27 protein-coding genes and 1 other RNA gene are annotated in these 23,748 nt (G+C 64.6%); 14 read left to right on the forward strand and 14 right to left on the reverse strand.

Going from position 1 to position 23,748, the window contains the following annotated elements; translation table 11 throughout:
• Positions 1-564, reverse strand: a complete 564-nt coding sequence (gene ruvC, locus D1F64_RS19575) for a crossover junction endodeoxyribonuclease RuvC (RefSeq protein ID WP_117413788.1) — start codon at positions 562-564, stop codon at positions 1-3.
• A gap of 216 nt (positions 565-780) precedes the next feature.
• Between ruvC and D1F64_RS19580 the strand changes: the two genes are divergently transcribed.
• From D1F64_RS19580 to D1F64_RS19595, 4 genes are all read left to right on the forward strand, one after another.
• On the forward strand, positions 781-1,176 hold the full coding sequence (locus D1F64_RS19580; RefSeq protein WP_117413789.1) for an FKBP-type peptidyl-prolyl cis-trans isomerase: 396 nt from the start codon (positions 781-783) through the stop codon (positions 1,174-1,176).
• 159 nt (positions 1,177-1,335) lie between these two features.
• On the forward strand, positions 1,336-2,100 hold the full coding sequence (locus tag D1F64_RS19585) for a sulfite exporter TauE/SafE family protein (protein WP_205470545.1): 765 nt from the start codon (positions 1,336-1,338) through the stop codon (positions 2,098-2,100).
• 123 nt (positions 2,101-2,223) lie between these two features.
• Positions 2,224-2,724 (forward strand): N-acetyltransferase, encoded by a 501-nt coding sequence (locus D1F64_RS19590; RefSeq protein WP_117413790.1) that lies wholly within the window; start codon positions 2,224-2,226, stop codon positions 2,722-2,724.
• A 188-nt stretch (positions 2,725-2,912) separates the two neighbouring features.
• A complete protein-coding gene (locus tag D1F64_RS19595; protein ID WP_117413791.1) occupies positions 2,913-3,416 on the forward strand; it encodes a hypothetical protein in 504 nt (167 codons plus the stop codon).
• Positions 3,417-3,492: 76 nt separating this feature from the next.
• On the opposite strand, the gene D1F64_RS19600 is transcribed toward D1F64_RS19595, so the two are convergent.
• From D1F64_RS19600 to D1F64_RS19640, 9 genes are all read right to left on the reverse strand, one after another.
• Positions 3,493-4,242, reverse strand: a complete 750-nt coding sequence (locus D1F64_RS19600; RefSeq protein WP_117413792.1) for a YebC/PmpR family DNA-binding transcriptional regulator — start codon at positions 4,240-4,242, stop codon at positions 3,493-3,495.
• Positions 4,243-4,438: 196 nt separating this feature from the next.
• Complete coding sequence (locus D1F64_RS19605; protein WP_117413793.1) at positions 4,439-5,260, reverse strand: TIGR00282 family metallophosphoesterase; 822 nt, start codon at positions 5,258-5,260, stop codon at positions 4,439-4,441.
• 1 nt (position 5,261) lies between these two features.
• On the reverse strand, positions 5,262-5,873 hold the full coding sequence (locus D1F64_RS19610) for a 5-formyltetrahydrofolate cyclo-ligase (protein ID WP_117413794.1): 612 nt from the start codon (positions 5,871-5,873) through the stop codon (positions 5,262-5,264).
• A gap of 88 nt (positions 5,874-5,961) precedes the next feature.
• Positions 5,962-6,117: non-coding RNA, 6S RNA (ssrS, locus tag D1F64_RS19615), on the reverse strand.
• 89 nt (positions 6,118-6,206) lie between these two features.
• Positions 6,207-6,551: a hypothetical protein gene (locus tag D1F64_RS19620; protein ID WP_117413795.1), complete on the reverse strand. Its 345-nt coding sequence runs from the start codon at positions 6,549-6,551 to the stop codon at positions 6,207-6,209.
• Positions 6,548-6,871: a RebB family R body protein gene (locus D1F64_RS19625; RefSeq protein WP_117413796.1), complete on the reverse strand. Its 324-nt coding sequence runs from the start codon at positions 6,869-6,871 to the stop codon at positions 6,548-6,550. Before D1F64_RS19625 ends, D1F64_RS19620 begins: the two co-directional genes overlap by 4 nt.
• A 54-nt stretch (positions 6,872-6,925) precedes the next feature.
• The gene (locus D1F64_RS19630; RefSeq protein WP_117413797.1) at positions 6,926-7,246 is read right to left on the reverse strand and encodes a RebB family R body protein; all 321 of its coding nucleotides are present in this window, start codon (positions 7,244-7,246) and stop codon (positions 6,926-6,928) included.
• A gap of 324 nt (positions 7,247-7,570) precedes the next feature.
• A complete protein-coding gene (locus D1F64_RS19635) occupies positions 7,571-7,948 on the reverse strand; it encodes a cell division protein ZapA (RefSeq protein ID WP_117413798.1) in 378 nt (125 codons plus the stop codon).
• A 5-nt stretch (positions 7,949-7,953) separates the two neighbouring features.
• The gene (locus tag D1F64_RS19640; protein ID WP_205470546.1) at positions 7,954-8,235 is read right to left on the reverse strand and encodes a DUF4164 domain-containing protein; all 282 of its coding nucleotides are present in this window, start codon (positions 8,233-8,235) and stop codon (positions 7,954-7,956) included.
• Between the two features lie 493 nt (positions 8,236-8,728).
• Here D1F64_RS19640 and tkt point away from each other — a divergent pair, with 493 nt between their 5' ends.
• The 10 genes from tkt (at position 8,729) to D1F64_RS19690 (ending at position 20,203) form a co-directional block, all read left to right on the forward strand.
• On the forward strand, positions 8,729-10,717 hold the full coding sequence (gene tkt / locus D1F64_RS19645) for a transketolase (RefSeq protein ID WP_117413800.1): 1,989 nt from the start codon (positions 8,729-8,731) through the stop codon (positions 10,715-10,717).
• Between the two features lie 102 nt (positions 10,718-10,819).
• Positions 10,820-11,830 (forward strand): type I glyceraldehyde-3-phosphate dehydrogenase, encoded by a 1,011-nt coding sequence (gene gap / locus D1F64_RS19650; protein WP_117413801.1) that lies wholly within the window; start codon positions 10,820-10,822, stop codon positions 11,828-11,830.
• A 186-nt stretch (positions 11,831-12,016) separates the two neighbouring features.
• Positions 12,017-13,213 carry a phosphoglycerate kinase gene (locus D1F64_RS19655; protein ID WP_117413802.1) on the forward strand — a complete coding sequence of 399 codons (1,197 nt, stop codon included), beginning with the start codon at positions 12,017-12,019 and terminating at the stop codon, positions 13,211-13,213.
• 89 nt (positions 13,214-13,302) lie between these two features.
• Complete coding sequence (locus D1F64_RS19660; protein WP_117413803.1) at positions 13,303-14,328, forward strand: class I fructose-bisphosphate aldolase; 1,026 nt, start codon at positions 13,303-13,305, stop codon at positions 14,326-14,328.
• Positions 14,329-14,493: 165 nt separating this feature from the next.
• The gene (locus D1F64_RS19665) at positions 14,494-15,153 is read left to right on the forward strand and encodes a thiamine phosphate synthase (RefSeq protein WP_205470547.1); all 660 of its coding nucleotides are present in this window, start codon (positions 14,494-14,496) and stop codon (positions 15,151-15,153) included.
• A complete protein-coding gene (locus D1F64_RS19670; RefSeq protein ID WP_117413805.1) occupies positions 15,150-16,298 on the forward strand; it encodes a tetratricopeptide repeat protein in 1,149 nt (382 codons plus the stop codon). Before D1F64_RS19665 ends, D1F64_RS19670 begins: the two co-directional genes overlap by 4 nt.
• 229 nt (positions 16,299-16,527) lie before the next feature.
• Positions 16,528-17,091, forward strand: a complete 564-nt coding sequence (gene efp / locus D1F64_RS19675; protein ID WP_117413806.1) for an elongation factor P — start codon at positions 16,528-16,530, stop codon at positions 17,089-17,091.
• A gap of 125 nt (positions 17,092-17,216) precedes the next feature.
• A complete protein-coding gene (locus D1F64_RS19680) occupies positions 17,217-18,017 on the forward strand; it encodes an inositol monophosphatase family protein (RefSeq protein WP_117413807.1) in 801 nt (266 codons plus the stop codon).
• 130 nt (positions 18,018-18,147) lie between these two features.
• Entirely contained in the window at positions 18,148-19,155 is a 1,008-nt protein-coding gene (locus tag D1F64_RS19685; RefSeq protein WP_117414735.1) for a flagellar motor protein MotA, read from the forward strand.
• A gap of 16 nt (positions 19,156-19,171) precedes the next feature.
• The gene (locus D1F64_RS19690; protein ID WP_117413808.1) at positions 19,172-20,203 is read left to right on the forward strand and encodes a peptidoglycan -binding protein; all 1,032 of its coding nucleotides are present in this window, start codon (positions 19,172-19,174) and stop codon (positions 20,201-20,203) included.
• A gap of 83 nt (positions 20,204-20,286) precedes the next feature.
• Here D1F64_RS19690 and D1F64_RS19695 read toward each other — a convergent pair whose 3' ends face one another.
• The 4 genes from D1F64_RS19695 to D1F64_RS19710 all read right to left on the reverse strand — a co-directional run bounded on the left by D1F64_RS19695 (position 20,287) and on the right by D1F64_RS19710 (position 23,609).
• Positions 20,287-21,009 (reverse strand): cell cycle transcriptional regulator TrcR, encoded by a 723-nt coding sequence (locus tag D1F64_RS19695; protein WP_117413809.1) that lies wholly within the window; start codon positions 21,007-21,009, stop codon positions 20,287-20,289.
• A 229-nt stretch (positions 21,010-21,238) separates the two neighbouring features.
• The gene (locus D1F64_RS19700; RefSeq protein ID WP_117413810.1) at positions 21,239-21,889 is read right to left on the reverse strand and encodes a response regulator; all 651 of its coding nucleotides are present in this window, start codon (positions 21,887-21,889) and stop codon (positions 21,239-21,241) included.
• A gap of 32 nt (positions 21,890-21,921) precedes the next feature.
• Positions 21,922-22,326, reverse strand: coding sequence for a hypothetical protein (locus tag D1F64_RS19705; RefSeq protein WP_117413811.1), 405 nt, complete (start codon positions 22,324-22,326; stop codon positions 21,922-21,924).
• Complete coding sequence (locus D1F64_RS19710) at positions 22,287-23,609, reverse strand: PAS domain-containing protein (RefSeq protein WP_162901667.1); 1,323 nt, start codon at positions 23,607-23,609, stop codon at positions 22,287-22,289. The genes D1F64_RS19705 and D1F64_RS19710 overlap by 40 nt, the downstream gene beginning before the upstream one ends.
• Positions 23,610-23,748 lie beyond the last annotated feature (139 nt).

Raw genomic sequence — 23,748 nt, forward strand, 5'->3', positions numbered from 1 at the left:
CTACCCCGCTATCCGTATTGCCGTGCCGTCGGTGGCCTCTGTCTCATTGCCCGATCCTCTCCGCCAGACGCGCGTGCGCGGCGGCCGCCCGCGATGTTGCGCGTGACAGATGGCGATGGCGAGAGCATCGGCCGCGTCGTCGGAATTGAACGTCGCCTTCGGCATCAGGACCTTCACCATCATGCGGATCTGCTTCTTGTCGGCGTGGCCCGCTCCGACGACGGTCTTCTTGACGAGGTTCGGCAGATATTCGCCCACCACCAGCCCGGCAATGGCCGGCACCAGCATGGCGATTCCACGCGCCTGGCCAAGCTTCAGCGTCGCGTTGGCGTCCTTGTTGACGAAGGTCTGCTCAACCGCCGCCTCATCCGGGCGATGGGTTTCCAGCACGTTCACCAGTCCGTCGTGCAACTGCACCAGCCGGTCGGCCAGCGCGCGGCTCGACGTCGATACGACCGTGCCCGAGGCCACGAACTTCAGGTTCGTGCCGGTGACGTCGATGACGCCCCATCCCGTATTACGCAGGCCCGGATCGATACCGAGGATTCGAATCGTGGTGTTCATAGAACAAAGGGGTAACAACGAAACCGCGTGAACGCCAGATTATCCTGCCTGGCACCGTGCAATAGCGCGCCTGGCCCTTGCCTGAAATGTGGCCGGCGACACAAGCGGACGGCGCGGCGGCCTGCTTTGCGCGGCACGGCCTGCTTGACTTCCACCGGCCTATTGGGCACGCATCTGCCACTCATGCATGACATATGGGAACGAGGACATACCAACATGTTGAAAGCATTTTTCGCGACCCTGGTCGGCGCCGCCCTGATCGGCGTGCCCGCCGTCGCGGCCGATCTCAAGATCAAGGAAATCGATGTCGGCACCGGCACGAAAGCCACGACCGGCGATCTGGTGTCCGTGCACTACACCGGTTGGCTGGCGGACTCGACCAAGTTCGACTCAAGCCGCGATCGCGGTGAGCCGTTCCGGTTCACCCTGGGCGCCGGACAGGTCATCAAGGGCTGGGACCAGGGCGTCGCCGGCATGCGGGTCGGCGGCAAGCGCGAACTGACGATCCCTCCGGCGCTTGGCTACGGCACCAGGGGCGCCGGCGGCGTCATCCCGCCGAATGCGACACTGAGCTTCGAGGTCGAACTGCTCAAGGTCAACGGCGCGGACTGACGCGCGCCGTCCCGGTACGTTCAAGACCGCGCGCCGAAATCCTGCCGGCGCGCGGCCTGCCCTCCCGGATCGATCCCCGGTTTCGCGACCCTCCGCCTTTTTCCGGGTCTGGAGGATCCGGTTGCCTTCACGCCACCCATTTGAAGTGACACCCCGTCCATGATCGCGGACCTCATGCCGGATTTCTCGGATCCGGCCGTGCTGACCATTCTTGTCGCGGCGATGATCGGCGGGGCCGTGCGCGGCTTCGCGGGCTTTGGCGCGGCGATGATCTTCATGCCGGTGGCCAGCATCGTCATCGACCCGAAGATCGCCGCGGCCGCCTTCCTCGTCATGGATGATGTGCTGACCATGCCGATGGCGCTGCGCGCGGCACGGATCTGCGACTGGCGCACGGTGCTGCCGGCCTTCGTCGGCGCGCTGCTGACCGTGCCGCTGGGCGCGCTGATGCTGGCCAATGCCGACCAGTTGACGATGCGCTGGGGGATCTCGATCCTGGTGCTGGCGCTGCTGGGGCTGCTGATTTCCGGCTGGCGCTACAAGGGCGCGCCGACCCTGCCCGTCTCGCTGGGCGTCGGCGCGACCTCCGGTTTTCTCAGCGGCGTGTCGCAGGTCGCCGGACCGCCCGTGGTCGCCTTCTGGATGAGCGGCCCGCAGCCCGCGATCATCATCCGCGCCAACCTGATCGTCTATTTCGCGCTGGCCAGTTTCGGCGCATTGGCCGCCTACTGGTGGAACGGGCTGTTCACGCTGGATGTCGCCAAGACACTGGTGATCATCATGCCGGTCAACGCGCTGGCGCTCTATTGCGGCTCGCATTTCTTCTCGCGCTCATCAGAACGGCTTTTCCGCCTCGTCGCCTACGGAATGGTGGCGATTGCCGCGATCGGCTCGCTGCCGGTGCTGGACGGCGTGCTCAGATAGGCGACGGCCGCGCCGCAGACACGGATCGTCCCCGAACATCAGTGCGATGGCTGTTCAGCGCAAATCACACTCATCTGATGTAAAAGCGTGATGACGGATTTATCGAACGGAACCGGAAGTCACATGTTCTTCGTACGTACCGCCGGAAAGCAGGACCTTGAGGCCATCTTGGCGCTCCTGTCGGAAACCTGGCACGACACCTATGACGCAATCTACGGACCCGACAGGGTCGCGGAGATCACCGCATCGTGGCATTCGCGCCAGTCCCTGGAGGCGAAGCTCACGCAACTGGCGTCGGAATTCATCGTCGCCGACGATGGCACGCGCATCGGCGGTGTCGCCTTTGCGGCGTGGTCCGATCAGCAGACGAAGCGGGTCACGCTGCACCAGCTTTACGTCCACCCCGACTGCCAGGGGCAGCGAATAGGCGCAGCGCTCCTCGGCGAGATCATCGACGCCTTTCCAGACGCCAACGCCCTGAGGCTTGAGGTGGAGCCGGCCAACGAGAAGGCCATCGGCTTCTATCGGGCACACGGGTTTGAAAAGGTCGGCGAGACGAAGGATTGCGGCGGCCGCACCGGCATTCCCGCCGCCATCTATGAACGGCCGCTCGCTACGGACTAGCCGCCTAAAAGCGGAAAGGCGCGCAGCCTGTTTCCTGGCGGCGATCGGCGCGCTGCCGGCGTTCTACTGGGTGCCACGGCAAACCTGCCTTCAGATCGGCAGAGTGAGAAATCTCACCGGGCATCATCAAGACCACGCGTAAATTCCGTTACGTAAGTTTATTCACTCAACAATTCTTGGAGACGGACATGCGCAATACCGCAATCAAATGCCTCGTCGCCTGCGTTATCACCATCATGGCAGGCCCGGCTCTCGCCGACAGCCAGGAGGTCTCGGCAAAGGTGACGCTGAATAATTTCTCGAACAGCAACATCGAAATCGGCATCCGGACGTCGGATCTCGGCGCCGCATTCCACTCGTGCACGACGGGCAGCAAACCATCCTGCACGGTGACCGACGATCAGTCATCGATCCCGAAAAATATTGGCAACATCCTTTGCATGCCCAGCGCCATGAACGTCTCGATCGACAGCAGTTGCCAGTCGTTGCTTGATGCCGGCGAAAGCGAAAGCTGCCAGTCGAATTCAGCGTCAGGTTACTGCTATGGAAATGTCGTCATGCCAGCCTGCAACTATCGCACGGAGGACGACAAATCGACCGCGGCAAGCTGGACCTGGACACTGTCGCCAGGCAGCAACGGCGTCATCGATCTGGCATGTTCGCAAAGCGGCTATCAGGGGTACACGCAGTAGCGCTCCGCGCCCGCAGTGAAAAAGGACGGGCGCCGGATGGGTCCGCCCTTTTTCAATTCCACGTAAACCGTATCGTTCAGGCGGCCGTGAGCTTCGCCATCACCTCATCGGAGACCTCGAAGTTGGTGTAGACGTTTTGCACGTCATCATCGTCCTCGAGCGTCTCGATCAGCTTCATCAGCGTGGCCGCCTTTTCCTCGTCGACCTCGATGTCGTTCTGCGCGCGCCAGATCATCTTCACCGATTCCGCCTCGCCCAGCGCGGCTTCGAGCGCCTTGGACACGTCGCCGAGATCCTCGAAGGCGCAGGTGATCGTGTGGCCGTCCTCGTCCGACTGCACGTCCTCGGCGCCGGCCTCGACCGCCTGTTCCAGCACGGTGTCCGCGTCGCCGGCCTCGGGCTTGTAAACGATCTCGCCGATGCGATCGAACATGAAGGAGACGGAGCCCGTCTCGCCCAGCGTTCCGCCGTTCTTGGAGAAGGTGGAGCGCACATTGGAGGCGGAGCGATTGCGGTTGTCGGTCAGCACCTCGACGATCACCGCCGTGCCGCCCGGGCCATAACCCTCGTAGCGGATTTCCTCATAATCGCTGGCATCGCCCATCTGCGACTTGGAAATCGCGCGCTCGATGTTATCCTTGGGCACCGACTGTCCACGGGCGTTCTGGATCGCCAGGCGCAGGCGCGGGTTGCCGTCCGGATCCGGCCCGCCGACCTTGGCGGCCACGGTGATTTCCTTCGACAGTTTTGAGAAATGCTTCGCCCGCACCGCGTCCTGGCGGCCCTTGCGGTGCTGGATGTTCTTGAATTTCGAATGTCCGGCCATGGTTGTCTCTGCTTTAACGTGAGCCTTCGCGGCCCTGCCTCCGGGCGGGAGCCGTGTCGAGGGCCGGCAGAGACAAATGTCTCCGCGCCTCAACCAGGTCCCGGGATTGAAACGGTCGGCCGCTTATAAGCCGGGATGAACGCGAAATCCAGCGCTGCGCACGCCTCGCGCGCACCCGCCGCGCCTTCCGTAAAACTCAGTTCCAGAAATCCGGGATGGTCTCGGACAGGTTCGGCCCGAGCCGCAGCGGCGCGATATGGGTGGCCAGCCCGGTGTTGAGATCAACCTCCACGGCGACGCCGCAGATCGTCGCCTCGCCGGTGGCCGGCTGAAAGCGCGCGCCGGGGATCTTGCGCAGGAACCGGTTGATCGGCTCCTCCTTGTCCATGCCCAGCACGCCGTCGTAGTCGCCGCACATGCCGGCGTCCGACATATAGGCGGTGCCGTGGGCAAGAATCTGGTGGTCGGCGGTGGGCACATGGGTGTGGGTGCCGACGACGAGGCTGACCCGGCCGTCGAGAAAATGGCCCATGGCCTGCTTCTCGCTGGTGGCCTCCGCGTGCATGTCGATGACCACGGCGTCGGCCACCTCGCCCATCGGGCAGGCATCCAATTCGCGCTCCACCGCGGCGAAGGGATCGTCGAGCGCGTCCATGTAGATGCGGCCCATGACGTTCATCACAAGCACGCGCGCGCCGTTGCGCGCATTGTAGAGATTGGCGCCGCGTCCGGGCGTGCCCTTGGGATAGTTGACGGGCCGCAGCAGCCGGTCCTGGCGCTCGATGAACACCAGCGCCTCGCGCTGATCCCAGGAGTGGTTGCCGAGCGTCACGACATCCGCGCCCGCGTCGATCACGTCCTGGCAGATCTCCTCGGTAATGCCGAAGCCGCCGGCGGCGTTCTCGCCGTTGACGATGACGAAATCGAGCGCATGGTCGTCGACCAGCGACGGCAGCCGCTCGATCACCGCGTTGCGGCCGGTCTTGCCGACCAGGTCACCGAGGAACAACAGCCTCATATCAGTTTGTGTCCGTGCTTGCGCTCAAGTCCTTTTGGCCGGAGCAGGTGATGAGTCCCGCCTCCGTCAGCACGCGGCCCAGAGGCTTGTCGTGCGGCTCGTCCGGCACGGCCTGCACTTCCTGCACCGAAAAGGCGATGCCGATCAAGACGCGCGGGCCGGCTTCCTCAAGTTTGGCGATCGCCTTGTCATAATGCCCCTTGCCGTAGCCGATGCGATTGCCCCGCCGGTCAAACGCCGCAAGCGGCACCAAGAGCACGTCGGGCTGCAGTTCCTCGGACGCCTCCGACGGTTCGGATGTGCCGAAGCCGGCAGGCACCAGCTCGGTCTCGGGCGAGAGCTCGCGAAAGATCATGTGCGGCTGGCGGACGACCGGCAGGCACAGCCGGTGCCCACGCTGGCCGATGGCGTGCATCAGGGGGCGCGGGTCGATCTCGTCAAAAATCGGCCAGAATCCGGAAACAATAGCGCCCTGGGGCAGATCAAGGCTGTCGAGATGGTCCATGAGCGCCAGCGAGCCCTCGATACGCACCTGCGGGCCGAGAGCGCCGCGACGGCCAAGCGCCTCCCGCCGCAGCGCGTCCTTCGAAGCGATGACAGCGGCGTCGGTCACGAGATCCGTCCTGGGAGAGTGGTGGTTCGGCGTGCCCGCGACGATCACCGCGGGCAAGAGGCGCCGGAAAGGGCGAGGGCAACAGGTTGGCGAAGCCGCCTCGGCCGTCCGAGGTTGTGATCCCGGGAACCTACAACGTAGGTGGGCGCCGTGTGTCCGGGCCCACGGGCCCGGTCAGGAACAGCTCCCGTGGGGATCATTAAGGCCCCGGGGATTGTGTCTCAAACGCACCGCGCAGCGACGCCAGAAGCAGATATAGACCCGCATGTGCCCGAGCGCCAGAGGCAGCCGTCGCCGTGCGTGTCAAAACGGAGCCGCCGGTCGCATGCGCGATCAGCCGGCGGCGTTCTTGCCGATCATCGCCGCCGCCAGCGCGCTGATCCTTTCAACATTCAATGTGGCCGAGTCGACGGCGCTCTGCGCCAGGGCCACCGCCTCGTTGGCTTGCGGGCCGTCCCCGTCGCGCAGCAGCATTTCCTCCGCCACCCCCAGCACCGCATTGGCAATGGTCTGGGTGTTGCGCAAATGGGCAACCGCATCCTGAACGGCCATGGCGGCGGCCTGCTCGATCATCACCGCCGGCCCGGGAACGGCGGAGGTCTCAAGATCTTGTGCCAGGCCGACCTTCTCGTGGAAAGCCGCCGCCAACTCGTCCGGTTGGGTTTTCGTGGGGCTCATACAGACGCACTCCCTGCTTTCTCGGCCTTCTGACCCGCGGTCTGGGCAGGTTTGCCGGACGCGGTTTTCGCCGGCCGCGCCGCGGCTTCGCCACCCGCTTTCGCCACGGCGCTCACCGCGAGAATACGCGTCACCGCGCTGACGACAGCGGCGTTTGCCGTGATGGACGCGTTCTGCTGCGCCTGCACGGCGTTGATCATCGACAGATTGGCGCTCTGCGCGCGCACCTGCATCAGCGCGGCCGCTGCGACGCGTTGCGGAGCCGGAACCACCTCGTCCGCCTCGGACGGTTGCGCGGCTTCGTTCGTTTGAGTGGGCATGAAGTCTCCCCTGGATTGTGACGCGAGCGTGTTCGTCTCGCCGGATCTGAACGCCTATTTGGGCTTGGGCTCGGTGGTGGCCCGCAGAGCGGAGAGCAGCGACAACATGTTGTCGGGGACATCTGACTGGGCCACTTTCATCGTGGCCGCATTGAGCGTGTAGATCTGGATGACGCCCTGGTTCGCCGCAGCCTGCGCCAGCACCGCGGCTTGCTGCTGCGCGGCGACCGCGTTTTCCATCAGGATCCCGGTCGAATGGGCCAACGTCTGATAGAGATTCCCCATCGCCATGGCCGGGGCTTCGCCAAGCACCCCGGTGTTGGTCTGGGTTACGGCATCGGTGACCTGGGGGTTCACGGTTGTCGAGTCGGGCATGCAATTCTCCTCCCTGAAGTCGAAAATTCAGTCTCCGGCAAAGCCGGTTCAAAACGAATGCGTGCCCGAAACAGGCGCGACAAAAGAAGGTCTGCCCCAAGATCCGGGCCGGCCGAACATGCGTCCGGGCGCGGCGGACGCTAGGCATTCCGGAGTGCCGCCGCGCCAAAAATAACGCTACGGCAGACGCATGGAACGCGAAACCGGAGGGAATGGCAAGCCCCTCAAGCCGCAAGCCTGCCGCAAATACGGCCGGCTTTTAAAGACGCGCAGTCATTGCGGTCAATAATGTGCAGCCATCGGGACCGCGGCGTCGGAACCTTTTCAGCTTGTCGAGGCGCGCACGGAACGGTTGAGCGATTGCGCCAGTTCCTCGATGCGTCCGGCAGCCTCGTCGACGCGCGCAACGATTGTGTTCTCGTTCTCCTCGAGACGATCGACGGTCGCGGCGCGCGACTCGCGCAAGCTCGCGAGTTCGCCCTCGAGCCCCTTGATGCGGCGCTCGGCTTCGGAGAGCTGGTCGACCATCATGATGCCCGCCATGACCGTCAGCCGCTGATCGCCGATTTCCCCGAAACCACCCTTCAACTGTCCGATGGTCTCGTTGAACCGCTCACCCAGCCCGATCAGCCGGTCTTCCTCGCCATCATCGCACGCCATTCTGTAGTTGCGGCCATTGATCGTTACGGTCACCTGCGCCATGCGGCTTACCCTCCATGGGTTTCAAGAACGGTGCGGATGGATTCCATGGCGGAAACCAGACGCCGCGAGACTTCCTTGTTGGCGCTTTCGAGCCGGTCCGATCGTCCTTCGGAGGTGTCCAGCGTCTCGGCGAGCCGCGCGCGGTCCTCGCCCAGCCGCTGCAGCTCATCCTGCAGCGCCGCCACGGTCGTGTCGCTGTCGAGCCGCCGGTTGACAGCCGCTTCAAGCTGTCCGATCGCGGCGGACAGGCGGGTGAAGGCCGCGTCGAGTTTGCTGGATTGCGTCATGATCTACCCCGGCGGCCTGCTGCAACCATCGCCACTGTCGTCCTGTCTTCAGCCGTACGCGGTCGCCTGGGTCTATCGGCCGCTCCCGCGCCATCCATGCCGTCCCGGGCCGGGCGTGGCACCGATTCCCTGACACAAGGCGCACGTCGCAACCCGAAGACCCGAACCGGCAATCCGGCACGCATCCCATTCGAATATCACGATCCGCTTCGAAAGTGCATGAAGATCTATCCGGCATCCTCTTGCGAAGCCTAGGCTCAGGAGAATTACCACGTCAATGCCGGTGCGGCGGCTGCCCATAGGGAAGCCATTGAATCTCTGCTGCGGCGCCCGGTTGCATTGACTCGGCAAAGGTTCCTGCTATTTGTCGTGCGCCTCGCGGCAGGCGCTCACGCCAGACCGCGATTTCACCGGGCGCACGCCAGCTGCCCAAGCGACAGGACCTCGGACGAAAGCGTCGGCCGTACGGGCCGGTCCGTGCGACGGGAACCAAATGACCGATCTTCAAAAACACAACCGGATGGCCAATGCGATCCGCTTTCTCGCCATCGATGCCGTCGAGCAGGCCAAGTCCGGACACCCCGGGCTGCCCATGGGCGCCGCCGACATTGCCACCGTGCTGTTCACACGATTCCTGAAGTTCGATCCCACCGCGCCGAACTGGCCGGACAGGGACCGCTTCGTGCTGTCGGCCGGACACGGCTCGATGCTGCTTTACGCATCGCTGCACCTGCTGGGCTATGAAGACTTCACGCTGGACCAGTTGAAGAATTTCCGCCAGATCGGCGCGCTGACGGCGGGCCATCCGGAATACGGCCACGGCGCCGGCATCGAGACGACCACCGGTCCGCTCGGCCAGGGCATCGCCAACGCCGTGGGCATGGCGCTCACCGAGCGCATCATGAATGCGCAATACGGCGACGATGTCGTCGACCACCACACCTATGTTCTGGCAGGCGACGGCTGCCTGATGGAAGGCATCAGCCAGGAAGCCATCTCGCTGGCCGGCCACCTGCAGCTTTCCAAGCTCGTCCTGTTCTGGGATGACAACGGCATCTCGATCGACGGAGCCGTGAGCCTTTCGGATTCGACCGATCAGGCCGCGCGCTTCGAGGCGTCGGGCTGGAACACCATTCGCGTCGACGGCCATAACCCCGACGAGATCGCAGCCGCGATCACCTCGGCGCGCGCCGCCGACCGGCCGACGATGATCGCCTGCAAGACGACCATCGGCTTCGGCTCGCCCAACAAGGCCGGCAAGTCCTCCGCGCATGGCTCGCCCCTGGGCGCCGACGAAATCGCCCTGACGCGCAAGGAACTCGGCTGGGAAGAAGCGCCGTTCGAAATTCCCGCCGACGTGCGCGACGCATGGCGCATCGCGGGCCTGCGCTCCGGCCAGGCGCACAAGGAATGGGAGAAGCGTTTCGAGGGCCTGGACGGCGAGATCCGCTCCGAGTTCGATCGCCGCATCCGCGGCGACCTGCCGGCGGGTTTCGGCGACGCCATGCGCGCGCTGAGGACGAAGCTCGCCGCGGACGAGCCGACGCTGGCCACCCGCAAGGCTTCCGAACTGGCGCTGGAGACCATCAACGCGGCGGTGCCCGAAACCATCGGCGGTTCGGCCGACCTGACCGGCTCCAACAACACCCGCACCAAGGACATGAAGGCGATCGCGCCGGGCGATTTCTCCGGCCGCTTCATCCATTGGGGCATCCGCGAGCACGGCATGGCCGGCGCCATGAACGGCATGGCGCTGCACGGCGGCGTGATTCCCTATTCCGGCACCTTCATGGTGTTCACCGACTACTGCCGCCCCTCGATTCGCCTCGCGGCCCTGATGAACCAGCGCGTGATCCACGTGATGACGCACGACTCCATCGGCCTGGGCGAAGACGGCCCGACGCATCAGCCGGTCGAGCATCTGGCGAGCCTGCGCGCCATGCCCAACCTCCTGGTCATGCGCCCGGGCGATGCCATGGAAACCGCCGAGTGCTGGCAGATTGCCTTCGAGCATACCAGTGGCCCGACGATCCTGGCGCTGACCCGGCAGAACCTCAAGGCATTCCGCGCCCAGGCCGACGACAAGCTGCTGTCCGCCCAGGGCGCCTATGAAGTCGCCGGCAGCAAGGACGACGCACAGGTGACGATCTTCGCCACCGGTTCGGAAGTCGAGATCGCGCTGGAAGCGCATGCCACGCTCACCGAGAACGGCATTGCCGCACGAGTCGTCTCCGTTCCCTGCATGGAGCTCTTCGAGGCCCGCTCGGAGGACTACAAGGCATCGATCATCGGCGACGCCCCGGTCAAGGTTGCGGTTGAAGCCGGTGTCCGGATGGGATGGGATCGCTTCATCGGCACCGACGGCATCTTCATCGGCATGTCGGGCTTTGGCGCCTCGGGTCCCTACAAGGAACTCTACAAGCACTTCGGCATCACCGCCGAAGCCATCGTCGAGCAGGCCACCGCGAAGCTGGCGCAATAAAAACCCCCGCGGCATCTTCACCAGAGGACGCCGCGGCACCATTTCGAACTTGAATTGATACGGGCGAGACCGGGCGCAGGCCCGGCACGACGGGAGACGACAATGGCAGTCAAGGTAGCAATCAACGGATTTGGACGCATCGGCCGCAACGTGCTGCGCGCCATCGTGGAATCGGGCCGGACCGACATCGAGGTCGTCGGTATCAACGACCTGGGCCCGGTGGAAACCAATGCCCATCTGCTGCGCTATGATTCCGTGCACGGCCGCTTCCCGGCCGAAGTGACTGTCTCCGGCGACACCATCGCGATTGACGGCGGCAAGCCGATCAAGGTCACCGCGATCCGCGATCCCAAGGACCTGCCCTGGGGCGAACTCGGCGTCGACATCGCGATGGAATGCACCGGCATCTTCACCGCCCGGGACAAGGCCGCGCTGCACCTGGAAGCCGGAGCCAAGCGGGTGCTGGTCTCCGCTCCCGCCGCCGGCGCCGACAAGACCATCGTCTTCGGCGTCAACGACAGCGCGCTGACCAAGGACGATCTCGTCGTCTCCAACGCCTCGTGCACCACAAACTGCCTGTCGCCCGTCGCCTACGTGCTGAATGAGACCGTCGGTATCGAAAAGGGCTTCATGACGACGATCCACTCGTACACCGGCGACCAGCCGACGCTGGACACGATGCACAAGGATCTGTATCGGGCGCGCGCCGCCGCCATGTCGATGATCCCGACCTCCACCGGAGCGGCAAAGGCCGTCGGCCTGGTGCTGCCGGAGCTCAACGGCAAGCTGGACGGCGTATCGATCCGCGTGCCGACCCCGAATGTCTCGGTGGTGGACCTCAACTTCATCGCCAAGCGCGAGACCTCCGTCGAGGAGATCAACGCCGCGATCAAGACGGCGGCCGACGGCAAGCTGAAGGGCATTCTCGGCTACACCAACGAGCCGCTGGTCTCCATCGACTTCAACCACGACAGCCACTCGTCGATCTTCCACATGGACCAGACCAAGGTCATGGAAGGCACCTTCGTGCGCATCCTGTCCTGGTACGACAACGAGTGGGGCTTCTCCAACCGCATGTCCGATACCGCCGTCGCCATGGCGAAGCTGATCTGATCAACAGAGCGGGAACCGGGCTCCGGTTCCCGCTCGTTTTATGAAAGCCGGCCTGCGCAAAGCCTGAAACCCATCATGCCGCCGTCCTGGCGGTGTCCTGATTTGGCGCTCAGTTCGTCAGCAGTACGCGATTGCATTCGTCGGGCCAAACGCGACAGCCGAACGAAACTGCTCCCGGAGTTGTGCATGACATCCTTCAAAACCCTCGACGACATGACCCTCTCCGGAAAGCGCGTGCTGGTTCGGGTCGATCTCAACGTGCCGATGGCCAATGGCGTGGTGTCCGACACGACCCGCATCGAACGTATCCTGCCCACGATCCGCGAGATCGTGCATCAGGGCGGCAAGGTGATCCTGCTGGCCCACTTCGGCCGCCCCAAGGGCAAGCCGGTGGCCGAGATGTCGCTGAAGCCCGTCGTGCGCCCGCTGAGCGAACTGCTGGGACAAAGCGTCGATTTCGCGAGCGACTGCATCGGCCAGCCGGCGGCCGACGCTGTGGCCAAGATGGTCGACGGCGGCGTCCTGCTGCTGGAAAACACCCGCTTCCACGCGGGCGAAGAGAAGAATGATCCCGCGTTTGCCAAGGCGCTGGCCGCCAACGGCGACGTCTACGTGAACGACGCCTTTTCCGCCGCCCACCGCGCGCACGCATCGACGGAAGGTCTGGCGCGCCTGCTGCCGGCCTGCGCCGGACGCACCATGCAGGCCGAGCTTGACGCGTTGAATGCCGCGCTTGGGACCCCGAAGCGTCCGGTGCTCGCCGTTGTCGGCGGCGCGAAAGTCTCCTCCAAGATAGACCTTCTGGAAAACCTCGTCGGCCGTGTCGACATGCTGGTGATCGGCGGCGGCATGGCCAACACCTTCCTCGCCGCCCAGGGCATCGATGTGGGCAAGTCCCTGTGCGAGCACGACCTGGCCGGGACGGCGACGCGCATCATGGCTGCGGCGAAGGCCGCCGGGTGCGAAATCGTTCTGCCGGTGGACGCGGTTGTGGCGCGCGAATTCGCCGCCAACGCACCCAGCGAAACGGTGGCGCTCGACGCCATTCCCGCCGACGCCATGATCCTCGACGTGGGCCCGGCCTCCATTGCCCATGTGTCGGAGAAGATCGACGCCGCCGCGACGCTTGTGTGGAACGGCCCGCTTGGCGCCTTCGAGATCGCGCCCTTCGACACAGCCACGGTCGCTGCCGCGCGGCACGCCGCCGCGCGCACCAAGGCCGGCGCGCTTCTGTCGGTGGCTGGCGGCGGCGACACGGTGGCGGCCCTCAACCATGCGGGCGCGGCGCAGGATTTCACCTATGTTTCCACCGCCGGCGGCGCCTTCCTGGAATGGCTCGAAGGCAAGGAATTGCCCGGCGTCGCTGCGCTGGAATCCGAATAATGATAGAATCCGGCGCGCGATGAATGCGCGCGCCACGGCTGGCATGCCTTGCACGGGCACAACGTATGGACGATCGAAGGGGCTAGAGAATGAGCGAACTGCTTGAAGATATTGTGGCTGCCATGATGAGCAAGGGCCAGGGCATCCTGGCCGCCGACGAGAGCACGGGCACCATCAAGAAGCGGTTCGACCAGATCGCGACCGAGAACACCGAGAACAACCGCCGCGACTACCGGGAAATGCTGTTCCGCACCGAGCCGGCGATGAGCGACAATATCTCCGGCGTCATTCTCTACGACGAGACGATCCGCCAGAAGGCCAAGGACGGCACGCCGCTGACCGAGCTGATCAAGGCCGCGGGCGCGGTTCCGGGCATCAAGGTCGACATGGGCGCCAAACCGCTGGCCGGCTTCGAGGGCGAGACGGTGACCGAAGGTCTCGACGGATTGCGCGAGCGGCTGAACGAGTATTATGAGCTCGGCGCCCGTTTCGCAAAGTGGCGCGCGGTGATCGCCATCGGCGAGGCCATGCCGTCGTCCAATTGCGTGCAGGCCAATGCCCATGCGCTGGCCCGCTATGCGGCTCTGTGCCAGGAAGCCGGCATCGTGCCGATCGTCGAGCCGGAAGTGCTGATGGACGGCCCCAATGCGGACCACGACATCGAGACCTGCTACGACGTCACCGAATGGGCGCTCAACACGGTTTTCAGCGAGCTGTATCAGGCCGGCGTCTTGCTGGAGGGCATGGTGCTGAAGCCGAACATGGTGATTGCCGGTCAGAAATGCGCAGAGCAGGCGTCCACCGAGGAAGTCGCGGAGATGACCGTGCGCTGCCTGAAATCGACGGTGCCCGCCGCGGTTGGCGGCATCGCCTTCCTGTCGGGCGGCCAGAGCGATGTTCAGGCGACCGAGAATCTGTCCCTGATGAACGCCATGGGTGGTCTGCCGTGGACGCTGACCTTCTCCTATGGCCGCGCCCTGCAGCAGGCGGCGCTCAAGGCCTGGGGCGGCAAGGCGGAGAACGTTGCGGCCGGCCAGGCCGCCTTCGCCCATCGCGCGAAGATGAACGGTCTCGCCGCCACCGGCACCTGGTCGCGGGAGCTGGAGACCGCGTAGGGCGGGATTAAACCCCCGTCAACGCAACAAGACTAGTTGAAGAGGGGCTGCGGACGTTTTCCGGTTGAATCGGAAACTGCGTCCGCCACCCCTCTTTTGCCGTTTTTGGCCCTCATGTGCCATTTCTGGATACAAGCTGCCTGTACCAGTGCCCCGGAGAAACCCGTGTTCCGTTCCCGCTTGTTTCTGATCACCCCCACCGTCTTTGACGTGGAGACCTTCGCGCCGCAACTGCGCGAGGCCCTCGCGGGCGGCGACGTCGCGTCCTTGCTGATCGCGTTTGACGGCGCGGACACCGAGAAGATGCAAACTGTGGCTGAAGTGCTGACGCCGATCGCCCAGGATGCGGATGTCGCGGTGCTCATTCGCAACGACACGCAGGCGGCGGGCCGCTCACGCGCCGACGGCGTCCATGTCGACACCGACGTTGACGATCTGCTTCTGGCGTTGGAGAGCATGCGGCCGAACCGCATCGTCGGCGCGGGCGGGATCAAGGACCGGCACACCGCCATGATGATCGGCTCGACGGACGCGGACTACATTTTCTTCGGAATGCTCGATCTCGAAGAACGCGATGAAGCGCACCCCAAGAACCTGGACTTCGGTGAATGGTGGGCAGAGGTGTTCGAAGTGCCGTGCGTGGTAATGGCGGGACGCGACCCCGCTTCGGTGCACGACATCGCCATGACGCGGGCGGACTTCGTCGCCCTGCGGGCCGGCGTTTGGGAACACCCGGAAGGCCCGCGCAAGGCGGTGGCCGACGCCAATGCCGCACTCGATGCGGCGGCCGCGGACCTGAAGGCGCTGGAGGACAACGCTGGATGAGGAGGTCCGCCGTCCGCTCCGCAACCGTCTCGTCCGTCATGGCGCTGCCGCTCATCCTCGGCGCGTATGCTATCTCCTTTGCCGCGACCGAGCAGCCCGCGGCACCTCTGGCAGTGCCAAGCGCCGTGCTTCCGACGACCGCAGGCGGTGTGCCCAAAACAGTCGGCACAAAGGCAACGCTGCCGATGCCGATCCGGGTGCCGCCGCAAGCGTTTCGCTCCGGTGAGGACGCCACACGGTCTGCCGCCCCCGAGCCGGGTGAAAAGCAGGATCGACCCGACCGCGCCTACGGCGCCTTCCAGCGCGGCTACTATCTGACCGCCCTTGCGCTGGCGACCCGCCGCGCGCAACAAAACGATCCCGCCGCGCAAACGCTGCTCGGCGTGCTCTACGAGCGCGGCATCGGCGTCGATCAGGATGTTGCGAAATCCGCGAGTTGGTACGCGCTTGCCGCCGCGCGCGGCGACGCCCAGGCGGCTTATCGGCTCGGCCTCTATCACTTGCTGGGTTCCGGCGTGCCGCGCGACGAGGCGAAGGCGGCCGAATTGTTCGAGCAGGCGTCCAAGAGCGGACTGGCGGGCGCGACCTACAACCTCGGCGTCCTGCACATGGAAGGCACCGGCATCGAGCGCGATCCCGCCAAGGCGCTTGCGCTTTTCAAGCAGGCCGCCACCGACGGCGATCAGGACGCGCAATACGCCCTGGCGCAGGCCTACCTCGAGGAGGACAGCGTCCAGCGCGACGAACGCCTGGGCGCCTTCTGGATGGGCCGCGCGGCCCGCGGCGGTCATGTCGCCGCCCAGGTGTACTATGGCATCATGCGTTACAACGGCACCGGCGTTGAACCCGACAAGAAGGACGCCGCGCAATGGTTCCAGCGCGCCGCGACCTCCGGCAACCCCGTCGCCATGAACCGGCTGGCCCGGCTCTACGCTTACGGAGAGGGAGTGGGCCATGATGCGCTCGAGGCCGCGACATGGCACCTGATCGCTCGCGCCACCGGCATCTCCGACCTGCGCCTCGACGGTTACGTGGAGAGTCTGGACGCCGAGACCCGCACCAAGGCGGCGGAACGCGCCGCGCAGTGGACCGGGTCGATCGGTCCGGGCACCCAGGCACAGGCGCCCGCGACGCCCGCTCAATAGCTGTCACGACGCCGGCCCAAGGGCCCGGCGGGAGGAGCATTCCGCCTTTTTACCTTGAATTGAACGCCGAAGTGTGATGGACAGGCGGCCAGCGGCGTTTCCAGCGTCGAACGAGCGACCGCCGGCCGGCATTCCCATAGACGGCCGTACCCGCCCGGTCGGACAGTCCTGCCAAACGCACCCAATCAGACGCACCCGACCATCAGCACAAGCGACGCGATCCAAATCCATGAAGATCAACGGCAACGAAATAAAGCCCGGCAACGTTCTCCAGCACCAGGACACGCTTTGGGCGGTGGTCAAGGTCCAGCACGTGAAGCCCGGCAAGGGCGGCGCCTTCGCCCAGGTCGAGATGAAGAACCTGATCGACGGCCGCAAACTCAATGAGCGCTTCCGGTCGGAGGACAAGGTCGAGCGCGTGCGCCTGGAACAGAAGGATTTTCAGTTCCTCTATGCCCAGGACGATCAGTTGGTGTTCATGGACAGCGACACCTACGAGCAGATCGAGCTGCAAAGCGAATTCGTCGGCGAACGCGCCGCCTTCCTGCAGGACGGAATGACCGTGACGCTGGAGATGCACGAAGAGAAACCGATCGGCATCAACCTGCCGCAGTTCGTCACGCTGGAAATCACCGAGGCCGACGCGGTGGTCAAAGGCCAGACGCAGTCTTCCTCCTACAAGCCGGCGATGCTGGAAAACGGCGTGCGCGTCTTGGTGCCGCCGTTCATCACCGCGGGCGAGAAGATCGTCGTCGACACCAGCGAAGTCACGTACGTGCGCCGCGCCGACTGATCCCCTATAAGATGCCCGCAAGGGCGGCCATCAGGCACAGGGTCTGTGCGCGTCCGCCGTCAGCCCGCCTGGCGGCGCATGCCTCGGCCCAGACCGAAACACGACCCGCGAAACCGGAGTGAGCAATGGCCCGTTCGGCCCTTCTGAATGTCATGGTCAAGGCCGCAACCAAGGCCGGCCGTACGCTCGCCCGCGACTTCGGCGAAGTGGAAAACCTGCAGGTCTCCCGCAAGGGCCCCGGCGACTTCGTGTCCGCCGCCGATCACCGCGCCGAGGAGATCATCCAGGAAGTGCTGGCGCAGGCGCGCCCGGGCTACGGCTTCCTGATGGAGGAATCCGGTGAGATCAAGGGCAAGGACGACCAGCACCGCTGGATCGTCGACCCGCTCGACGGAACCACCAATTTCCTGCACGGCATTCCGATTTTCGCCATCTCCATCGCGCTGGAACGCCAGGGCCAGATCGTCGCCGGCGTGATCTACAATCCGGTGATGGACGAGCTTTACACCGCCGAGAAGGGCAACGGCGCCTTCGCCAATGACCGGCGCATGCGCGTCGCCGGACGCCGCGAGTTGACCGACGCTGTCATCGGCACCGGCATACCGCACCTGGGCCGCGGCGAGCACGGCCGCTTCCTGCTCGAGATGCGCCACATCATGGGCGAAGTGTCCGGCATCCGCCGTTGCGGCGCGGCCGCCATCGATCTCGCATGGGTGGCATCCGGACGGCTGGACGGTTTCTGGGAGCACAACCTAAAGCCTTGGGATATGGCGGCGGGTCTTTTGATGATTCGCGAAGCGGGCGGATACGCCAGCGACGTCAACGGCCGCGACAAGATCCTCGAAACCGGCTCCGTGGTTGCCGGCAACGAGCAGATCCATCGCGCGCTGCTGGACAGGCTGAAATCCGCGGCCAAGCCCGCCTGAGCTGGCCTGCCGGGGTCAAATCCGGCGCCCGAAACAGCCGCACCGTCACGCCTTTTCGATTTCCGGTTTCATTCGGCCCCGAAATCACGCTATCAATTTGACCGACAGTTAACAGTCTGATCGGCCGATGATGGTGCGCGACCTCGATCCTTACAAGCTTTCGAGCCCGCAGGTTTACCTGTGGCGGATGTTGATTTTCCTCGGGGTGCTCAGTTTCATCCCGCTCATCCTCTACAGACCGATCCTGCAGGCCTTCCAGAGCAACCCGCTGCTGAATTCGCTGATCATCCTGGTCGCAATTCTCGGCATCGCTCTGGCCTTCGTGCAGGTCGTGCGGCTGTTTCGCGAAGTCAATTGGGTGAACGGCTTCCGCCGCTCCGAGCAGGGGTTGGAGCTCGAGCGCCCCCCGGTGCTGCTGGCGCCCATGGCCGTGCTGCTGGGCAACAAGATCGGCGACATGGCGCTCACCCCGCAGACCATGCGCTCGTTGCTGGACTCGATCGCAACCCGCCTGGACGAAGCGCGTGAACTGGGCCGCTATCTCACCGGGCTGCTGGTGTTCCTCGGCCTTCTGGGCACCTTCTGGGGGCTGCTGCAGACCGTCAGCGCGGTTGGCGGCGTCATCCAGTCGCTCGACGTCGGGAACGGCGACACCAACGTGATCTTTGAGGATCTGAAAGCCGGCCTGGAAGCTCCGCTCGCGGGCATGGGCACCGCGTTCTCGTCCTCGCTCTTCGGCCTGACCGGCTCCCTGCTGCTCGGCTTTCTCGAACTGCAGGCCGGCCAGGCGCAGTCGCGCTTCTACAACGAGCTCGAGGACTGGTTGTCGACGGTCACGGAGATCGAGATCGAAGATGTCTCCGAGCCCGGCCGCGACACCTCGCACGATGTCTCCGATCTGCGTATCGCCATCGACCAGTTGCGCCAGAGCGTCACCGACAGCTCCAGCGCCGGGTCGAGCCGGGCTACATCCCAGGCGATGGCCAACCTGGCCGAGGGCATTCAGGGACTGGTCCAGCATGTGCGCACGGAACAGAAAATGATGCGCGAATGGGCGGAAAGCCAGGCCGACCAGCAAAAACGCATCGAGACGCTTCTCGAGAACCTGACGACCGCGCTTGGCCGCGGCAAGGATTAGGTGAGGGACGAGCGCCATGGCCATTTCGCGCGGACGCCAACGCGACCGGGGAGCCGACTACTGGCCCGGCTTCGTCGACGCCATGGCCTCGCTGCTGCTCGTCATCATCTTCCTGCTGTCGGTCTTCATGCTGGCGCAGTTCTTCCTCAGCCAGGAGATTTCGGGCCGCGATACCGTTCTCAACCGGCTCAACTCCCAGATCAGCGAGTTGACCGAACTGCTGGCGCTTGAGCGCGGCAACAGCCGCGACCTCGAGGAAACCCTGTCGGTTCTGCAGGCCAATCTCTCTGGCGCTGAATCCGAGCGCGACCGGTTGCAGGGATTGCTCGACACCCAGGCCGGGGCAGCGTCGAGCGCCGGCGGTCGCGTCGCAGAACTCGAGAACACGCTGGACAGCGAGAAGCGTATCAGCGCCCGGGCGCTTTCGCAGGTCGAAATACTCAATCAGCAGATTTCCGCCCTTCGCCGCCAGATCGGCGCGTTGGAAGCGGCGCTCGAAGCCTCCGAGTTCCGCGACAAGGAAAGCCAGACAAAGATCGCCGACCTGGGCCGCAGGCTGAACGTGGCGCTCGCCGCCCGCGTTCAGGAGCTGTCGCGCTACCGCTCCGACTTCTTTGGCCGCTTGCGCCAGATCCTGTCACAGCGCTCCGACATCCGCGTCGTCGGCGACCGCTTCGTGTTCCAGTCCGAGGTGCTGTTTTCCTCCGGCTCCGACGAGATCAACGCCGCCGGACGCTCGGAGATCGACAAGCTCGGCGAGGCCATTCTGGAACTGAGCGACCAGATCCCCGAGGAGATCAACTGGGTGCTGCGCGTCGACGGCCATACCGACGAACGGCCGGTCTCCTCCGCGAGCCGCTTCCGCACGAACTGGGAACTGTCGGCGGCCCGCGCCATCTCCGTGGTTCGCGCGCTGATCGACAAGGGCGTCGATCCCAAGCGGCTGGTTGCGGCGGGCTTCGGCGAATTTCAGCCGCTTGACGATGGCGACACGCCGGAAGCCTATGCCCGCAACCGCCGCATCGAGCTGAAGCTCACCGAGCGCTGAGCGCATCGGACCGCGCACGAAAAAGGGCGCCCGATGAGGCGCCCTTCCTTATCCCGGTATTGCTATCGGGGCCTGCCGAACCGTCAGTCGTCCCGATCGACCTCTTCGCCATCGCCCTTCAGCGAGGAGAGCTTGGCAAAGACAGCGTCGGCGTCGAATTCCTCCTCGTCCTTCTGCTCGACCGGAGCCGGGGTCGCGAAGGCGGCCGCCATGGCATCGTCGCTCGTCGTCTCATCGACCGGAAGCAACGTCTCCTCGACCGGCTGAACAACAGGCTGGGGCGCATATTTCGCGGCCTTGCTGACTTCCAGATCAAGCTCGATCTGCGTGCACAGGCCAAGCGTCACCGGATCCATCGGCGTCAGGTTTGCCGAGTTCCAATGGGTGCGCTCGCGGATCGCCTCGATCGTCGGCTTGGTCGTGCCGACCAGCCGGATCACCTGGGCATCCTTGAGCTCGGGATGATTGCGCACCAGCCAGAGGATCGCGTTCGGACGGTCCTGCCGGCGCGAGACCGGCGTATACCGCGGGCCGCGGCGCTTCGCCTCGGGGACCGTGGTCTTGGGCGGCGCGACCTTCAGGATGACAGACGGGTCGGCCTGTGCCTTCTCGATGTCCTCGCGGGTCAACTGCCCGGTCAGAATCGGATCCAGGCCCTTGATACCCTGTGCGGCATCGCCGTCGGCAATCGCTTTGACCTCAAGCGGATGCAGCTTGCAGAAGGCAGCGACCTGGTCGAAAGACAAGGACGTGTTGTCCACGAGCCAGACTGCGGTTGCCTTCGGCATGAGCGGCGTGTTCGCCATTGGATAAACTCCTCCTGTCCGCTCCCCGGGATCTTTCACCCGGTAAAGCCAAGAAACGTCAAATTGACGGGAAATCTTCGCGAATATAAGGCGACATCAACCGCAACGCAAATCGGCATTTCATCGTTTCCCGGAAATGCGTATCCCTCCCGATGGCCCCGCGGGATGCCCGCGCCAGAACGAATCTGGCCCCACCCGGCGCCCGTGGCAACCGTCCCGGGCGGGCGCGTCAGGAGCGAAGCGCCTGGCGTATTACGCGCTCCAGATCAGTGCGCCGATAGGGCTTGGTCAACAAGCGCAGGTTGCCGATATCTTCCGCGCGACCCTCGGCATTGTTGCGAACCTGCGGGAAACCGGAGGTCAGCACGATCTTGACTGAAGGCCAGCGCTCCGTGACGAGATTCGCCAACTCGCGTCCATCGATGCGGCCGGGCATTACAATGTCGGTGAACAGAAGATCGACCTTGCGCTCGGTCAGCACGTCAAGCGCTGCCGCGCCCGAAGCCGCTTCAAGCACCTGGTAGCCGAGTTCGATCAACTGACGCACGACCACGCGCCGTATCGCGTCGTTGTCTTCGACCACGAGCACGGTCTCGTGACGAGTCGCCAGGTGCTTGTTCGGTTCGGCCGCCGCCGTCGGCACCGCCGCATTCTCCTCCGCCCGGGGCAGGTAGAGCCTGAAGGTCGTGCCGAGGCCGGGCTCACTGTAGGCATCAATGTAGCCGCCAGATTGCTTCAAGAAGCCAAAGACCATGCTCAGCCCCAACCCGGTCCCCTGCCGCTTGGTTGTGAAAAACGGTTCAAAGACATTGGTCATCACATCCGGCGCCATGCCGGTGCCTGAGTCACTCACGGCGATCATCACATAGCTGCCCGGCATGACCTCGAACCGGCCGGCAATATGGTCCTCGTCTATCTCGCGAAGCGCGGTGGAAATGACAAGCCTGCCCCCTTGGGCATCGCATCGCGGGCGTTGTTGGCGAGATTGGCGATACTCGCCTCAAGCAATGCTGGATCCACGACCACGGTCCCGACATCCGATGAGAGATCCAGCGACACCTCGATCGCCTCACCAATCGTGCGGCTCAACAGGCTGACAATGTTGCTCACCAGCTCGTTCAGCGCCACGGGTTCCGGCTGCAGCGGTTGACGGCTGGCGAAGGCCAGAAGCCGACGTGTCAGCTCGGCCCCGCGCAAGGCTGCGTCAAGCGAATTGCGGATCAGCTCGCCCGACGCCTCAGCCTCCAGCACGTCGGGCGGCAACAGATCGAGATTGCCTATAATGATGGCGAGCAGGTTATTGAAATCATGCGCCATACCCCGGTCAGGCTGCCGATGGCTTCCATTTTCTGCGCCTGCGCCAGCCGCCGGTCGACGAGCCGCGCGTTGGTCATGTCCTGGACAACCCCGATGATCCGCAGCGGCTGGCCGCCGGAATCATGCAGCACGCGCACCTGCTGGCGCAGCCACCGTTCCTCGCCATCCGGCCGGATGATCCGGTAGTTCACGCTGGCCGGCTCCTCACCGCGCTTCCGGTCAAAGGCCGCCTTGTTGGCATCCATGACAACGTCCCTGTCGCCCGAATGGACCAGGGCCAACACCGTATCGAAGCGGCCGTCGAATGCATCCTTCTCAAGACCAAAGATCCCGTACGCCTCCGTGGACAGATCCACATGCGACGCGTCAGGCGCATCCTGCGCGATACTGGCCGACCAGGCGCCAATATGCGCGATATCCATGGCGACTTCGAGCAACTGCGCGTTCTCAAGCAAGGCTTCCCGCGTCTCGCGCAGGGCTGCGTGCACATGCGACATCCAGGCCGTTGCCGAACAAACGACCGTTGTCAGCACGACGGTCGTCACCACCGCAAGCACCGCGAAACCAAACGACGGCTCAAACAGCCCGCTTTCCATCGCCCGCATCGCCGCGAAGGCCAGCAACGGGGGCACGATGGCCACGGCCGGCAGCACCAGCCGGAACACCCCGCCAATGTCATCGTCACGAAATGCGTACCTGAGCCAGCCGCGATCCGGGCGTGCGAGCAGCAAGGCGACAAAGAGTGCGGCCAGACCCAAGGAGGTGGGAACAGCCATCACCGTGAACGGCATCACCTGATACAGCGCCTGCACGTCATAAACGTGTCCGGTGAGATCGATCCCGGTGACCACAAGGCCAAGACTTGCGGAGGTCACACCGACTCCGCCGCGGCCGAAATCCAGGGTCAGCAACGCGATCGAGAAAAGCAGGAAACTGATCGCCGTCGCCAAGGCGACACGTCCCAGCGTCGGTCCGAAAAGCTCTCCCGCCAGCGGGTCTCCAACCGCATACCGCGCAATCACATAGACGGCGGTCAGTCCGATGACGATCGATGGAACCCGCTCCAGCCAGTTCAAAGTGTCAGCTGGAACGCCAGGCCTTTGCGTGCGCAACGCCCCGCTGCTGGTGATCCACCAAACGGAGAAACAGCCAAGAAGCAGCCCGATGGCGGTCGGCACCGACGTTGACGCCAGATCGGCCCGCAAGCTGGTGAGAACGGGGATCGCCAGCATCCAGCCCACCAAGGCGACGCAAGCGATAGCGCCGGCAAACGCGACGGCCACGCGCGACGCTGCGCGGGCGCGCGAGTGGACACGCTCATTTAAGCCCTTCCTCATGGTGCCTCTGCCGGCAACATCTCAGCTCACCCTTCGGAAATCTGCGCTGACGATCTTATGAACAGCGAACCGTTCAAATTTATTC

Source organism: Breoghania sp. L-A4 (genome assembly GCF_003432385.1).
Lineage (GTDB): Bacteria > Pseudomonadota > Alphaproteobacteria > Rhizobiales > Stappiaceae > Breoghania.

Excerpts from the sequence above, each read along its gene's own strand:
- D1F64_RS19695 (WP_117413809.1), bottom strand. The coding sequence starts at position 21,009 with ATGGCGAACACGCCGCTCATGCCGAAGGCAACCGCAGTCTGGCTCGTG.
- D1F64_RS19620 (WP_117413795.1), bottom strand. The coding sequence starts at position 6,551 with ATGAGCCCCACGAAAACCCAACCGGACGAGTTGGCGGCGGCTTTCCAC.
- D1F64_RS19580 (WP_117413789.1), top strand. The coding sequence starts at position 781 with ATGTTGAAAGCATTTTTCGCGACCCTGGTCGGCGCCGCCCTGATCGGC.
- D1F64_RS19685 (WP_117414735.1), top strand. The coding sequence starts at position 18,148 with ATGGTGCGCGACCTCGATCCTTACAAGCTTTCGAGCCCGCAGGTTTAC.
- D1F64_RS19690 (WP_117413808.1), top strand. The coding sequence starts at position 19,172 with ATGGCCATTTCGCGCGGACGCCAACGCGACCGGGGAGCCGACTACTGG.
- D1F64_RS19700 (WP_117413810.1), bottom strand. The coding sequence starts at position 21,889 with ATGCCGGGCAGCTATGTGATGATCGCCGTGAGTGACTCAGGCACCGGC.
- D1F64_RS19660 (WP_117413803.1), top strand. The coding sequence starts at position 13,303 with ATGAGCGAACTGCTTGAAGATATTGTGGCTGCCATGATGAGCAAGGGC.
- ruvC (WP_117413788.1), bottom strand. The coding sequence starts at position 564 with ATGAACACCACGATTCGAATCCTCGGTATCGATCCGGGCCTGCGTAAT.
- D1F64_RS19640 (WP_205470546.1), bottom strand. The coding sequence starts at position 8,235 with ATGACGCAATCCAGCAAACTCGACGCGGCCTTCACCCGCCTGTCCGCC.
- D1F64_RS19670 (WP_117413805.1), top strand. The coding sequence starts at position 15,150 with ATGAGGAGGTCCGCCGTCCGCTCCGCAACCGTCTCGTCCGTCATGGCG.
- tkt (WP_117413800.1), top strand. The coding sequence starts at position 8,729 with ATGACCGATCTTCAAAAACACAACCGGATGGCCAATGCGATCCGCTTT.
- D1F64_RS19585 (WP_205470545.1), top strand. The coding sequence starts at position 1,336 with ATGATCGCGGACCTCATGCCGGATTTCTCGGATCCGGCCGTGCTGACC.
- gap (WP_117413801.1), top strand. The coding sequence starts at position 10,820 with ATGGCAGTCAAGGTAGCAATCAACGGATTTGGACGCATCGGCCGCAAC.
- D1F64_RS19705 (WP_117413811.1), bottom strand. The coding sequence starts at position 22,326 with ATGGCGCATGATTTCAATAACCTGCTCGCCATCATTATAGGCAATCTC.
- D1F64_RS19595 (WP_117413791.1), top strand. The coding sequence starts at position 2,913 with ATGCGCAATACCGCAATCAAATGCCTCGTCGCCTGCGTTATCACCATC.
- D1F64_RS19625 (WP_117413796.1), bottom strand. The coding sequence starts at position 6,871 with ATGCCCACTCAAACGAACGAAGCCGCGCAACCGTCCGAGGCGGACGAG.
- D1F64_RS19590 (WP_117413790.1), top strand. The coding sequence starts at position 2,224 with ATGTTCTTCGTACGTACCGCCGGAAAGCAGGACCTTGAGGCCATCTTG.
- D1F64_RS19635 (WP_117413798.1), bottom strand. The coding sequence starts at position 7,948 with ATGGCGCAGGTGACCGTAACGATCAATGGCCGCAACTACAGAATGGCG.
- D1F64_RS19655 (WP_117413802.1), top strand. The coding sequence starts at position 12,017 with ATGACATCCTTCAAAACCCTCGACGACATGACCCTCTCCGGAAAGCGC.
- D1F64_RS19630 (WP_117413797.1), bottom strand. The coding sequence starts at position 7,246 with ATGCCCGACTCGACAACCGTGAACCCCCAGGTCACCGATGCCGTAACC.
- D1F64_RS19680 (WP_117413807.1), top strand. The coding sequence starts at position 17,217 with ATGGCCCGTTCGGCCCTTCTGAATGTCATGGTCAAGGCCGCAACCAAG.
- D1F64_RS19600 (WP_117413792.1), bottom strand. The coding sequence starts at position 4,242 with ATGGCCGGACATTCGAAATTCAAGAACATCCAGCACCGCAAGGGCCGC.
- D1F64_RS19605 (WP_117413793.1), bottom strand. The coding sequence starts at position 5,260 with ATGAGGCTGTTGTTCCTCGGTGACCTGGTCGGCAAGACCGGCCGCAAC.
- efp (WP_117413806.1), top strand. The coding sequence starts at position 16,528 with ATGAAGATCAACGGCAACGAAATAAAGCCCGGCAACGTTCTCCAGCAC.